Here is a 13,590-nt window from a genome sequence, read left to right as displayed (position 1 = left end):
TTTTTGTTTTGGAGAGATTAGAATGAGAGAGTATGAATCAATCAATCCGGGGTTTTTTTCTTTCAATAATAATTTCATTAATATGCTTAATGAATTGATTTGCTCTAACCTCATTTGAGTGGTATCTATGAATAAAATTCGCCCCATTTTTAGATATTCTATTTCTTAAAGTAGGATTATTTAAATAGAAGAGGGCTTTTTCTTCAAAGTCTTCTTTTGTACAGGAAATGAAATTCACCCCATTGTTAAACCCTAGTTCATGAATGTCATTGTTAGCTTCAGCAAGTAATAGAGTGTTACAAGCGAGAACTTCGAAAAACTTTAAGACAGGGTAGTTTAATGTACTACCACAAGTAAAGAAGATCTTCGATTTATTGATCTCTTTTGCGTAATTTAGGTCCACCAAAGGATTTCCTTTCCAAGAAACTAAATGTCCGGGATGTTGATGATGGACAAATCCATTATATTTTTTCATTGTTTCCATTACTTTTTCCCTGAAAGGATATCTTCCTTCTAATACAGGATTGACTAAGCCCATCAACATAAAGTCATATACTTTTGGTTGCGACCAGTCTTTGAATATAGCGGTATTTATCGACCAGGGTAACCAAATAAACCGGTTTTTCAGGTCTGGATACACTTTCAGGAAGTTTTCTTTAGTAACAGAAAATATAACATCCATTTTATTCTTATTTACATACTCCCTGCGGAAACCGGGATTGTAATGGGAATCGATAATATAACATCCCTTAGGAATATTAATTTCAGACAAACCAGTAATTCTAGGTGAGAGCTTGTAGTTGTAAGCTGTATCATAATGGAAAATGAAATCTGGTTTAATGTTCAATTTTTTAATAATTTCATGAATCGAGCCATCTTTATGCCAATAGTATACGTCAGCAAATTGCTCCAAAGATTTTATAAAGTCGTATTTTGATTTATGTTTTGCGTAAATTCTTCCAAATGGTCGGATGAGGATTAATAATTTTAATTTTTTTATTTTCAAATTTCGCACCTCCTTCTATTGTATTTTATGGATAAACAGAATTTTTGTGAGGACAAGATGTGAAAATCCCCAATAATAGATTAGTGTCTAAACAGATTGTATCGAAATGCATAGACTAATAAAAACAATAAGGGGTGTGTAGATTGAATCTTGATAAAGATAACTTGAAAGTGACAGTTATTGGTCTGGGCAAAATAGGGTTAACCATTGCTTCAGTAATAGCGGAGAAAGGGATAAAAGTTTATGGAGTAGATAAGAACCCTCATGTAGTCGAACAAGTCAACAAGGGTATTTGTCATATTAAAGGGGAACCTGGTTTGGAAGAGCTGGTAAAGGAAAATCAAATTGCTCAAGTACTGACTTGTACCATAAATACTAAAGAAGCCGTCAGTAACTCCAATGTAGTAATTGTCATTGTCCCGGTATTAATAACATCCGATAACCAGGTTGATTACCAATATATTGATGAAGCCGTTAATCAAATTGGACAAAGTATAAAAAAAGATACGTTAGTGATATTCGAAACAACATTACCAACCGGTGATACAAGGAATCGATTTGGTTCCAGTATCGAGAAGCTTTCCGGATTAAAGATGGGAACTGAATTCTACCTTGCATATAGTCCAGAGAGAGTATATTCAAATAGGATCATAAAAAATCTCAAGGATTATCCTAAAGTCGTGGGGGGAGTAAATGAAAAAAGTAAAGACCTTGCTGTATCTTTTTATAGAAGGGCACTAAAGTGTGAAGTGATTGAAATGAGTAGCACTGAAGCTGCTGAATTTGCTAAAGTAGCGGAATCAGTTTATAGGGACGTGAACATTGCACTTGCAAACGAGCTGTCTGTATATGCGAATCAAAAAGGTGTAAATATCTTAGAAATCATAAAGGCTTCAAACTCGCAGCCATTTTCTCATATCCACAATCCCGGCATAGGAGTGGGGGGACATTGCATTCCTATATACCCTTACTTTTTCTTGAATAACGGATTAAGTACCGATGGCTTAGTTCACAAAGCTAGAGAGATCAATGACAGCATGGCGGTTTATTCTGTCAATTTGATAGAAAAAGAAGTAGGTAAATTAGATTCTTTGAATATACTTATTTTAGGGCTGTCGTTCAGAGAAAATGTGAAAGAGCATACAAAGTCGATTACTTTACTTCTAAATGAAATCCTAAATGAAAAGAATGCGAATGTGGTTGTGAACGATCCGTATTATTCTCCCGCTGAAGTTGAAGACATGGACTTAAAGTATATTTCACTTCAAGATCATTTAGTTTGTGATATGGATATTGTCATTTTACAAGCTAATCATTCCGAATATAACAACCTTGATCTTTCCATGTTAAAGAACTGTAAAGTATTCCTTGATGGAAGAAATGCGTTCAACCGCAATGAAGTGGAAGTGCAGGGAATCAAATATATTGGCATTGGAGCCACATAAGAGGGTGATTGAATGATACCTATGGTAGATACTAAAAGTGACTTGAAGCTATACGAAAAGGAAATATTGAAAGAAGTGGCGGCAGTAATCAGGGGTGGAGAGTATATTTTCGGACCTAAGTCCAAAAAAATCGAGGAAAAGATAGCTGAATATGTAGGCGTTAAGTATGCGTTGGGGTTAGCGAGTGGTACAGATGCTATTACATTGGGATTAAAAGCCTTGGGGATCGGAGAAGGGGATGAGGTCATCACTACTCCATTCACCTTTTTTGCTACGGCTGAATCCATTGCCCATGTAGGAGCCAAACCGGTATTTGCAGATATTGAAGAAGAAACATTTAATATAGATCCTAAGGAAATCATCACGAAAATTACCATTAAAACGAAAGCCATCATAGTTGTCCATTTATTCGGCCTGGCTGCAAATATGGATGAGATCATGAAAATAGCCAAAGAGCACGGATTGTATGTAATTGAAGATGCTTGCCAGGCGTTGGGAACAAGGTACAAAGGAAAGATGGCTGGAAGCATAGGGGACATAGGGTGTTTTTCGTTTTATCCTACTAAGAACTTAGGTGCCTGCGGAGATGCAGGAATGCTGACAACTAACTCCCTGGAACTAAAGAGTAAAATTATACAATTACGAAATCACGGCTCTCTAGAAAGGTATATTCATAACACAGTAGGAATCAATAGCAGGTTGGATGAGATACAAGCAGCCATCCTATTAGTGAAATTAAAATACTTTGAAGAATTATTGGATAAAAGAAATTCTATTGCTAAAACGTATTATACTGGATTAAAGAATATTCTAAAGCTCCCCGAGTATATACAATCAAGAGAACACACGTATCACCAATACTCATTTAGAGTGGAAAAAAGAGAAGGATTTATGGAGTATTTAAAAGAAAAAGGAATTTCGTCTATGATTTATTATCCAATTCCGTTACATTTACAAAAAGCGTTTAGCCACTTGAATTATCAAAAAGGGGATTTTCCAAAAACAGAAAAAATCTCCGATGAAATCATCTCCCTCCCACTTTATCCAACCCTATCCAAAACCCTTCAACAATATATCATTAACACTGTAGTCGAGTTTATTAACAATCCATAAAACTTTTAAAAAACCATTTCTTTTTTAGATAAAAAGAAATGGTTTTCGCTATTAGAAGTGTATATTAAAGTGTTTGAAATACCATTCATCATTAAAGGACCTGTTTTGAAGATATTTTCTTCTTCGTTGTTCCACTCCATCCTTGTGGACCAAATTCTCAATTTTTTTTGGACTCCTATGAATAATTAAATCTTTTGTTTTTTTAATCCTATCCTGATTAAAATGCAGGTAAGCCATCCGAAGTAAGTTATAATATACTCCGTCATAATCTACTTTGTAGGGATGAGACTTCCTAAACAAATGTTTGATTGTAACTGCCGGCTCACAGCTGCACCTATAGCCGAACAACCAAAGTTTTATCGATAATTCTACATCTTCATGTCCCCAGGTTTTAAAGCCGGTTTCAAATCCCCCTACATTAAAGAAGACATCTCTTTTTATTAAAAAGCACCCGCCTGGAATGATTGCGGTATGAAATAAACCAGGCTTTTTCTTATGCCATTGTATTCTCAAGCTGCTATTTAAAGTTTGCCCATACCCTACAATCTTCGGGTCGTCCATTGAAGCTATTGCGGGACACACGACATCCGTCATATCCAACCGTAGAGTAGTTAATAATTTATCTATCCAAAAAGGTTGGAAAGCTAAGTGAGCATCACAAAACAATAAATAGTCAAATTTAGCGTTTTCTGCTCCGATATTACGCGCTACAGAAGGACCCACTCCCTCCGTTCTAATTAAATTAACTTTATTTTTAAAATGGGAGTGTTCTAAGAAATCACAACACCGATCTTCAGAAGCATCGTCAACTATAATAACTTCGTATTCAATTTTAGTATCAGTGGCAAAAAGTGATGTTAATGTATTTTTTACATTAGAACCTTCATTTTTTACAGGAAAGATAATAGATACCTTCGACTTATCCATTTGCACGTCATATTCTCTCCTTCACATATATTCATCCATTTATCTTATGTCAATGAATACTGATGGTGTTCATAGATTTCAGGACTCAAGAGATGCATCATAGTTAGTCGATTTGAATCATAAGATAAAGAGACCAAATAAGAATCAGGGGTGGTGAGACTGTAAATGAAATTAAAAATCAATAATCATGACTGGGGATCAATTCCGGCCCATTCGTTAATAGCCATCCGGTTTTTTTGTGCGGAGAATAATTATCATTTCAATTGGAACAAAGAAGAACAATTGGTGGAAGTGAAAAGTTCTCTTCATGGAAAAAAAGTATGGCTATCAGTGAATACATCGAATGAAAACATAAATCATGAGATAAATGAAAAGGTGAAAGAGGTATTAACTCATTATGGGGTTGATATTACAATAGGGGGAAATACTGAAGAGCTTATTGAAGGGGATCTATTTATTGAACTAGTGTCGAGCAAACTAAAGAACGATAAACGGTTTGTTTCATTAGGGTATAACGAAAAACTGAATTCCATCAAAGTCAAAAAAAATCTCTCGTTCTATAAGGATGAGCTGCATTTCAATGGATATTATTTATTGCCCGAGCGCCACTCAATTCCACATCTTAGATGTTCCGTGCAGTGTAAGGATGAGGAATTCCTACTTAACGAAGGCCCTTCCATTTTGACGACTTGTGTACTAAAAACACTACTGGGGAAGCAAAAACCTACCTTACTCGATTTGAATGTTCTGCATTTATTAAGAACGACAGATAAGCTTGTAGAGGATACCGGAATTAATAAGGGTGAGACGAAGAAGCCAAATAGGCATACTCAGATTGATGATAAAGAATACGAAGAAATCAAAAAGCAAAAAGCGGGTCGGAAAATTCAAGAAGCTCAGGTAAAAAAGCCTTCTGCTGAAATATATTTTGATTATCATGTACTACCTAATCGAAAACTGGAAAGATATTCTATAAAAGCCGGCTTTTTTATAAAGAATACCGGAAACGTAGACTTATTGAATCCAAAAATCTGCTTTCGAATGAACCCTCCTGATAAAATTGAAATTGGAGGACAGATCCTTCCCCCTGAAATGAGTGATATCTTTTCCATTCAAGGCCAAAACGGTGCACAAGGATGGAAGTATATGGGGGAAGACTGGCTTGAAAAGGCATACGCAACTGGCGATTATTGGATTGAATCTATACAGGAGTCATTTATCCCGCCGGGTGAAACAATTGCGGTGGAGGGATTGCAATTTACGCTGGAAAATCTTGAAGAACAGGAAACTTCTACTATTTTAGGGTTTGTACTATTTGAAGAACAAGAACTCCAGCTCAGTTCAAACAATAAAATCATGATTACCTATTAACAATAAAAAGTTGCCCAGGGTCTCCCAGGGCAACTTTCTTTATTACTGTCGTCATTCTCTTGGACTGTCATCCTTTTGTGTACCCAGCTTATTTGCGGAAGCTTTTTGACGAGGTTTTATTATATGAGTCTGACTTCTCTTTTGGTTCTCAACCAAGCGTTTCAGTTCAAATAGATTGTGAGTCATTATGGAATTATGGTCACGGATGGAATCCACTTCTTCAATAAATTCTATAAATCGCTGCTCGACTTCTTTAAATTTCTCCATTAGAGCTTCATTCTGGTGGATGAAGTGAAGCTCTTGCTCCTGCTCGACCGCTTCAATCCGTTCATCCTGTTGTTTTGACCGTTGATCAATATCGGCAAATTGGGTGGAAAACCACCACTCATTCTCTTCAAATTGCTTTTGATATTCGCTGATAAACGTTTTTATATACTCCATTTTTTGTTTTTCTGCTTCCACTAACTGATCTTTTGCGAACTGCAAAGAATCAAGAGTATGTTTTCTCTCAGACATCAGCTTTTCTAACTCTTCTGTTTTGGAAATAAGGCTATAGAACATTTCTTTCTTCGTTTCTTCGGAATGAGCTAAAGCAGCATTTATATCCGAAATATGTTGTTGTTGACTATGGACCTTCGTATTTAACGATTGATTTAGTTGCAGTAATGTTTGATTTTCATTTAGTAACGTTTTGTTTTCAGTTGATGACTTGTTATGACTTTCTTCCAGCTTGGATAATGAAAGTGAGAGGCTATTGAGTTCATTTTCCGATTGAAGGAGCTTTTTTTCTAGTTCGTTAATGGATATAGCTTTTTCTTGAAGCAGCGTTTCCTTATGATGAAGCTGTTGACGGAGTGAATCTCTTTCTTCATTCAGCCTGGACATGGAAAGGGACAGGTTTTTCCGTTCTACCTCAGTTTGAACCAGTTTTTTCTCCAACTCTTTTACCGTTTCACCTTGTTCCAAAAGGGACTCTTCCTTGCTGATAAGCTTATCCTGAAGTGTTTTCCCTTCATCTTCTAATAAGGATAAAGAAACTGATAGATTTTTTCGCTCCATCTCGGTCCGAAGCAGATTTTGCTCTAATTCATTAACCGTTTCAACCTGCTCTATAAGGATATTTTCCTTGACGTGTAGTTGATGATGAAGCTCATTCACTTGATACTCAAGCTTCTCTTTCCCTTCTTTAAATCTATTTCGGTCCCTCATAAGTTCTTCCTCAGAAACCCGGTTTACTTCTAACTCCTCGTTTAGATGCTCCAATTGGTGAAGTTTTAGAGTGAAAAGTTCTTTATAATGCTGAACCTCTGCATACAGATAGCTTTCTTGTAATCTTTCAATGGTTTGATTCAGTTCATCTATTTTGGAATGGAAGTATAATTTTTCTTGGTTTTCAATGTGATACATAGGCGTCTTTATTTTATCCTTTGCTATTTGGATCTCCTCCCTGGGTATTTGTCTTACTTTACGTTATGCACCATTTGCGAGGGGAGTTACATGGATGAAAGCCCATTTATCCACGTATGCAGAAAGTTTCGAACAAATTTCAACACTTAAGCGCCTCTATTGTATGTAGCCTCAAAAACCTTTATACTATTATAATGTGCAAGAATGTATATCTTCTTAGATTATTTTATAATAGAAGATAAGCGGTTTGGTCATAGAGGTAGAAAGGGGATTTTTCATGAACGAAGAGCAACGAAATCATGGACAACAATCGAAGTCTGTTACTCCACCGGACCAAAAATCCGAAAAGGACTACAGTAAATACTTTGAAAGTGTCTATATCCCACCATCGTTAAAAGATGCCAAAAAGCGTGGGAAGGAAGAAATTAAATATCATAATGACTTTACGATTGATGATCAATATAGAGGTTTAGGGGAAGGCAAGAAATTCTATATTCGTACGTACGGTTGTCAAATGAATGAACATGATACAGAAGTGATGGCAGGGATTTTCATGGCATTGGGCTATGAAGCGACGAATTCGACTGATGATGCAGATGTTATCCTTTTAAATACATGTGCGATTCGTGAAAATGCCGAAAATAAGGTGTTTGGGGAATTAGGGCACCTGAAGCATTTGAAACGGGAAAAACCTGAGCTGTTAATCGGTGTATGCGGGTGTATGTCCCAGGAAGAATCCGTTGTGAATAAAATCCTGAAAACATACCAGCAGGTTGATATGATTTTTGGAACCCATAACATTCACCGTCTTCCTAAAATCCTGTCCGATGCTTATATGTCCAAAGCAATGGTCGTAGAAGTTTGGTCTAAAGAAGGGGACGTCATCGAGAACCTTCCGAAGGTTCGCCGCGGTAACATTAAAGCATGGGTGAACATCATGTACGGGTGTGACAAGTTCTGTACATACTGTATCGTTCCATACACACGGGGTAAGGAACGAAGCCGCCGTCCTGAAGAAATCATTCAAGAGGTACGACAACTTGCCGCCCAGGGGTATCAGGAAATCACTCTTCTTGGTCAGAACGTGAATGCCTATGGTAAAGATATCGAGGATCTTGAATATGGCTTAGGAGATTTAATGGATGACCTTCGAAAAGTGGATCTTCCACGTATTCGATTTACGACGAGTCACCCGAGGGATTTCGATGATCACTTAATAGAAGTCCTTGCGAAAAAAGGGAATCTGGTTGAGCATATTCATTTACCGGTTCAATCCGGATCGACAGATGTTCTAAAAATCATGGCACGCAAGTATACACGTGAGCAATTCCTGGAATTAGTAAGGAAAATTAAAACAGCGATGCCGGACGTTGCTCTTACAACTGACATTATCGTCGGATATCCGAATGAGACCGAAGAGCAATTTGAAGAAACACTTTCTTTATATCGGGAAGTTGGATTTGAATCGGCTTTTACGTACATCTATTCTCCTAGGGAAGGTACCCCTGCGGCGAAAATGAATGACAATGTACCGATGGAAGTCAAAAAGGAACGGCTTCAACGATTAAATACAGTTGTGAAGGAATACTCTGCTGAAGCGATGAAGAACTATAAAGGACAGATTGTCGAGGTACTGGTGGATGGAGAGAGTAAGAAAAACCCTGACATCCTTGCCGGCTATACCCGACGCAGCAAGCTTGTCAACTTCAAGGCTCCTAAAACAGCCATTGGAAAAATTGTAAAGGTTAAGATCACAGATGCTAAATCGTGGTCACTGGATGGGGAAATGGTCGAAAAAGGCATGATTGGATCAGAATTTCAAGAACCGGTAGAGGTGAATTAATATGGCAAAGTACACAAAAGACGATATTATGAAGCGGGCAGAAGAGCTTGCAACGATGATTGCTGAAACAGAAGAAGTGGATTTCTTTAAACGCGCAGAAGCTCAGATTCACGAAAATCAAAAAGTGCGTGAAATGATCGCAAGTATTAAGAGCTTACAAAAACAAGCGGTTAACTTCCAGCACTATGGTAAGACAGAAGCATTAAAAATGGTTGAAGAAAAGATTGAAAACCTGGAAAAAGAAATCGACGCCATTCCAGTCGTACAACAATTTAAAGAGTCTCAAACGGACGTGAATGATTTACTGCAAATTGTCGCTTCCGTCATTTCTAATAATGTGACGGATCAAATCATTGAAACCACCGGGGGAGACTTACTCCGTGGTGAAACCGGATCACAAGTGAAAAACTCAACGCCCGGAAGCTGTTCTTAATAGAAGAATGGTGTAAATAGGTGGATAATTAAAATAAAAACGATCTCTGCTTAAAGGAATGTCCCTTTCAAGCGGAGATCGTTTTTTGTGTTTAGTGTGATTTTTTGCTAATGTTTCCTTTTTCGTTTTAGTGGTGCGCTCCATTATTGAAAAGTCTGGTAAGGTACTCCGGAGCCTCGTCACATCCCGGCCCGTATTTCTAAGGACATGATCCCTTTTTCGTCTTGCCTTGCTTTTTGACATGAATACATCCTCCTTTTCGAATCGACACTTCATTGCTGAATCTTAGTTTACCATTTTTCTAGGGTGGCGGGTAGTGCATTCCGGAACATTCAATGGGTATTCGCATACAATACATTATCTAAGCAACAATCCCATTATGTAATTAAATTTACTCGCACAAACACCTAGATAGTCGCATAAGATGAATTGAAAATGAATGAGGAGGTTCGCTCGAATGGCAGAATATAGAGAGATTATTACTAAAGCGGTCGTAGCGAAGGGACGTAAATTCACACAGTCTCATCATACGATTAGCCCGCCGCATAATCCATCGAGCATTTTAGGCTGCTGGATCATTAATCATCAGTATGAAGCACACAAAGTTGGCAAGAAGGTTGAAATTCACGGTTCATACGATATCAACGTATGGTACTCCCACAGTGACAACACAAAGACATCCGTTGTAACAGAGAGAGTACAGTATACAGACTGCATTAAGTTGAAATACCGTGATCCTGATTGCTTAGATGATATTGAAGTATGTGCTCGAGTACTGCAACAGCCGAATTGCTGCGAAGCGGTTATTTCACCGAATGGTAACAAAATCATTGTTCACGTCGAACGTGAATTCCTAGTGGAAGTTATAGGAGAAACGAAAGTATGTGTCCTTGTAAATCCTGAAGGTTGTGACGATGAAGACTGGGATTGCGACTTAGATGATGAAGAATTTGAAGAGTTAGATCCAGACTTCTTAGAAGGAGACGAAGAATAGCATTTACTAGGAAGACGGCCTCTTCCTAGTTTTTTCTTCTTCAGAGTTAAAGGGAATTTATCGCATAAGGGATGGTAAACAGTACAGGGGGCATCTCTCTAGATGCTCTTTTTTTCATGGAAGAAACCAACCAAGTGAAAGGTGATTGGTCTGAACTCTAGAACACTATTCATTTTATTGTATGTTAAAATAGAAAAGATTTAAAAACAAAACACCTAGTATTGAAAGGATTTTTTACATGAAAAAGATTTTAGTCCTGGCAGAAAAGCCTTCTGTCGGTAGAGATATTGCCAAAGTACTCCAGTGTACGAAAAAAGGAAATGGATTCTTAGAAGGAAACGACTATATCGTCACATGGGCCCTGGGACATTTAGTCACATTAGCAGAGCCTGAAAGCTATGATGACCGCTACAAAACATGGAAGCTTGAGGATTTGCCTATGCTTCCCCCATCCCTTAACCTTGTGGTCATTAAGAAGACAGGGAAGCAGTTTAGCTCAGTGAAATCACAAATGAACCGTCCGGATGTCAAAGAAATCGTCATTGCCACTGATGCCGGCCGGGAAGGGGAGCTTGTTGCCCGATGGATCATTGAGAAGGCCCGGGTTAATAAACCGCTGAAACGGTTATGGATTTCATCTGTCACCGATAAAGCGATTAAAGACGGATTCAATAAACTGAAAGATGCCAAAAAATACGAAAACCTATATGCGGCTGCCCAAGCGAGATCTGAAGCCGATTGGTATGTGGGAATGAATGCAACCAGGGCTTTGACTACCAAGCACAATGCACAGCTATCATGTGGACGAGTACAAACACCTACGTTAAGCATCATTGCACAGAGGGAAGAAGAAATCAGGAACTTTAAACCACAAACGTATTATGGCATACAGGCTACGACGGATCGCGGTACGTTCATTTGGTCAAACCGTAAAAATAAAGATACGAAAACATTTTCTCAAGACGAAATGAAAAACGTCATGGCTTTATTGAAGGACAAAAAGGAAATCACTATTCAGTCAGTGAAAAAATCAGAAAAGAAAAATCACGCTCCTTCCTTATATGACTTAACAGAATTGCAAAGAGATGCTCATAAAATCTTTGGCTATTCTGCTAAAGAGACACTATCCATTATGCAGAAATTGTACGAGCAACATAAATTAGTGACTTATCCAAGAACAGATAGCAAACATTTATCCAGCGATATGGTCGCGACATTGAAGGAAAGATTGAAAGCAGTGAGCGTACAGCCTTATCGTAAAATGGCTCATTTAGCGTTGCAGAGTTCAAAACAGCTTTCAAAAGCATACGTTGATGACCAAAAGGTGACGGATCACCATGCCATAATACCGACGGAGGAGACACCTTTCCTACAAAAGTTACAGGACCGTGAAAGAAAGATCTATGATCTAGTCGTGAAACGCTTCTTAGCTGTATTCTACCCTCCATATCTTTATGAACAAACGACGATAGAAGCCTCGATTGGGACTGAAACCTTTCAGACGAAAGGAAAGCGGATTATAGAAAGCGGTTGGAAAGAAGTATATGATTTTGATTCAGAAAAAGATCAAGTGCTATCAAAAATGGAAGAAGGGGATATATTTTCCGTTCTGTCAATAAAAGAAACAGAAGGGCAGACGAATCCTCCTGGCCGTTTTAATGAAGGAACACTTCTATCCGCTATGGAAAACCCAAAGAAATTCATGAAAGAAAGTAACCAAGATCTTCTCGACACCATACATGAAGCTGGTGGACTGGGTACAGTTGCGACAAGGGCAGATATAATTGAAAAGCTTTTTAACTCAGGAGTGATTGAACCGAAAGGAAAAGAAATTCTAATTACGTCTAAAGGAAAGCAACTATTGGAATTGGCCCCTCTTGAATTACAATCCCCGACACTGACAGCAGAGTGGGAGCAAAAGCTTGAAAAAATCGCAAATGGCTCTCTTAATAAACAAGTATTCTTAAAAGAGATCAAAGATTATACGAATAAGTCGGTTAATGAAATTAAGAACTCTACTAAAAAATTCTCTCATGATAATCTGACAGGAACGAAATGTCCTGACTGTGGCAATCTGATGCTGGAAATAAAAAATAAGCATGGGAAGAAATTGGTCTGTCAAGATCGCGAGTGCGGTCATCGCAAAAATATTAGCAAAAAAACCAATGCGAGATGCCCTAATTGCCATAAACGCTTAGATCTAAGAGGAGAAGGGGAAGGGCAGATGTTCACTTGTGTGTGTGGACATAGAGAGAAACTTTCAACCTTTAACGATCGAAGAAAAAAAGAAAAGAATAGCAAAGCAAACAAAAAGGATTTAAATAAGTATTTGAAATCACAGCAGAAGGATGAGCCGGTCAACACTGCATTAGCTGATGCTTTGGCTAAATTTAAACTGGATCAGTAACTTTTTTATAGGGATGACTTCCTATTTTAGGAGTCATCTCTATCTTTTTTTGAATTCAATTGATAGAATATTTATAATTATGTGAAAATGAGGTGGGTGTAATGACATCAATTACCATTCAAGAATTTTTTGAAGCAATTGAAACAGGTGACAAAGAGACAGTAGAACAGTCATTGAGAAATGACACAAATCTTTGTAACGCAGATAATGAACAAGGTTTAATAGCATTAGGAGTGGCTGCACATTTTGGTCATAAGGAGATCGTCGAGCTTCTTTTGAATTTTGGTGCGGATATCAATTCCATTTCAAATTCGAAAGTTTCCTACATTCCTTCCAATACGGCTTTACATGCTGGAATCGCCGGAAAAGCTTCTAAAGAACTGTTGGAGTTTTTATTAAAACAGGGAGCGAATGTCAATCAGCCCGATTCATCGGGGCACACACCGTTACATATTGCTGCTTTCGACGGAAGTGAAGAAATTGTGTCCCTGTTACTGGCTCACGGGGATGGACAAGAGATCCATTCAGGAAATGACCGTACTCCATTGCAAATTGCAAAGGAAAGGAATAATAAAGAATTTATAAAAGCTCATGAAGAATTTGCAAAAGGAAAAGTACAGTAGCTTCCAACATGTAAAATGCAC

The 13,590-nt window shown here is 37.8% G+C and carries 11 protein-coding genes; 8 read left to right on the top strand and 3 right to left on the bottom strand.

The window, feature by feature from the left end; all coding sequences use genetic code 11:
- Positions 1-37: 37 nt before the first annotated feature.
- Complete coding sequence (locus DET59_RS03045) at positions 38-1,006, bottom strand: glycosyltransferase family protein (protein ID WP_113968140.1); 969 nt, start codon at positions 1,004-1,006, stop codon at positions 38-40.
- A 143-nt stretch (positions 1,007-1,149) separates the two neighbouring features.
- Here DET59_RS03045 and DET59_RS03040 point away from each other — a divergent pair, with 143 nt between their 5' ends.
- Complete coding sequence (locus DET59_RS03040; RefSeq protein ID WP_258549557.1) at positions 1,150-2,451, top strand: nucleotide sugar dehydrogenase; 1,302 nt, start codon at positions 1,150-1,152, stop codon at positions 2,449-2,451.
- Positions 2,452-2,463: 12 nt separating this feature from the next.
- Positions 2,464-3,564 (top strand): DegT/DnrJ/EryC1/StrS family aminotransferase, encoded by a 1,101-nt coding sequence (locus DET59_RS03035; RefSeq protein ID WP_113968139.1) that lies wholly within the window; start codon positions 2,464-2,466, stop codon positions 3,562-3,564.
- Between the two features lie 51 nt (positions 3,565-3,615).
- Here the strand turns inward: DET59_RS03035 and DET59_RS03030 are convergent, their stop codons facing one another.
- On the bottom strand, positions 3,616-4,491 hold the full coding sequence (locus tag DET59_RS03030; protein WP_113968456.1) for a glycosyltransferase: 876 nt from the start codon (positions 4,489-4,491) through the stop codon (positions 3,616-3,618).
- Between the two features lie 165 nt (positions 4,492-4,656).
- On the opposite strand from DET59_RS03030, the gene DET59_RS03025 reads away from it, so the two are divergent.
- Complete coding sequence (locus DET59_RS03025; RefSeq protein WP_113968138.1) at positions 4,657-5,862, top strand: hypothetical protein; 1,206 nt, start codon at positions 4,657-4,659, stop codon at positions 5,860-5,862.
- Between the two features lie 51 nt (positions 5,863-5,913).
- Here the strand turns inward: DET59_RS03025 and DET59_RS03020 are convergent, their stop codons facing one another.
- Positions 5,914-7,269 carry a coiled-coil domain-containing protein gene (locus DET59_RS03020; protein WP_113968137.1) on the bottom strand — a complete coding sequence of 452 codons (1,356 nt, stop codon included), beginning with the start codon at positions 7,267-7,269 and terminating at the stop codon, positions 5,914-5,916.
- A 277-nt stretch (positions 7,270-7,546) separates the two neighbouring features.
- Here DET59_RS03020 and miaB point away from each other — a divergent pair, with 277 nt between their 5' ends.
- The 5 genes from miaB (at position 7,547) to DET59_RS02990 (ending at position 13,569) form a co-directional block, all read left to right on the top strand.
- Positions 7,547-9,112 carry a tRNA (N6-isopentenyl adenosine(37)-C2)-methylthiotransferase MiaB gene (gene miaB, locus DET59_RS03015; protein WP_113968136.1) on the top strand — a complete coding sequence of 522 codons (1,566 nt, stop codon included), beginning with the start codon at positions 7,547-7,549 and terminating at the stop codon, positions 9,110-9,112.
- 1 nt (position 9,113) lies between these two features.
- Complete coding sequence (locus tag DET59_RS03010; protein ID WP_113968135.1) at positions 9,114-9,545, top strand: YlbF/YmcA family competence regulator; 432 nt, start codon at positions 9,114-9,116, stop codon at positions 9,543-9,545.
- A 457-nt stretch (positions 9,546-10,002) separates the two neighbouring features.
- On the top strand, positions 10,003-10,539 hold the full coding sequence (locus DET59_RS03000) for an outer spore coat protein CotE (protein ID WP_113968133.1): 537 nt from the start codon (positions 10,003-10,005) through the stop codon (positions 10,537-10,539).
- A gap of 238 nt (positions 10,540-10,777) precedes the next feature.
- Positions 10,778-12,946 carry a DNA topoisomerase III gene (locus DET59_RS02995; protein ID WP_113968132.1) on the top strand — a complete coding sequence of 723 codons (2,169 nt, stop codon included), beginning with the start codon at positions 10,778-10,780 and terminating at the stop codon, positions 12,944-12,946.
- Between the two features lie 101 nt (positions 12,947-13,047).
- A complete protein-coding gene (locus DET59_RS02990) occupies positions 13,048-13,569 on the top strand; it encodes an ankyrin repeat domain-containing protein (RefSeq protein WP_113968131.1) in 522 nt (173 codons plus the stop codon).
- Positions 13,570-13,590 lie beyond the last annotated feature (21 nt).

It is taken from the genome of Rossellomorea aquimaris, from assembly GCF_003315075.1.
GTDB lineage: Bacteria > Bacillota > Bacilli > Bacillales > Bacillaceae_B > Rossellomorea > Rossellomorea aquimaris_C.
Note: the sequence above shows the minus strand (reverse complement) of the source record. Positions and strands in the feature narration are given on the sequence as shown.

Excerpts from the sequence above, each read along its gene's own strand:
- miaB (WP_113968136.1), top strand. The coding sequence starts at position 7,547 with ATGAACGAAGAGCAACGAAATCATGGACAACAATCGAAGTCTGTTACT.
- DET59_RS03010 (WP_113968135.1), top strand. The coding sequence starts at position 9,114 with ATGGCAAAGTACACAAAAGACGATATTATGAAGCGGGCAGAAGAGCTT.
- DET59_RS03035 (WP_113968139.1), top strand. The coding sequence starts at position 2,464 with ATGATACCTATGGTAGATACTAAAAGTGACTTGAAGCTATACGAAAAG.
- DET59_RS03025 (WP_113968138.1), top strand. The coding sequence starts at position 4,657 with ATGAAATTAAAAATCAATAATCATGACTGGGGATCAATTCCGGCCCAT.
- DET59_RS02995 (WP_113968132.1), top strand. The coding sequence starts at position 10,778 with ATGAAAAAGATTTTAGTCCTGGCAGAAAAGCCTTCTGTCGGTAGAGAT.
- DET59_RS02990 (WP_113968131.1), top strand. The coding sequence starts at position 13,048 with ATGACATCAATTACCATTCAAGAATTTTTTGAAGCAATTGAAACAGGT.
- DET59_RS03030 (WP_113968456.1), bottom strand. The coding sequence starts at position 4,491 with ATGGATAAGTCGAAGGTATCTATTATCTTTCCTGTAAAAAATGAAGGT.
- DET59_RS03020 (WP_113968137.1), bottom strand. The coding sequence starts at position 7,269 with ATGTATCACATTGAAAACCAAGAAAAATTATACTTCCATTCCAAAATA.
- DET59_RS03000 (WP_113968133.1), top strand. The coding sequence starts at position 10,003 with ATGGCAGAATATAGAGAGATTATTACTAAAGCGGTCGTAGCGAAGGGA.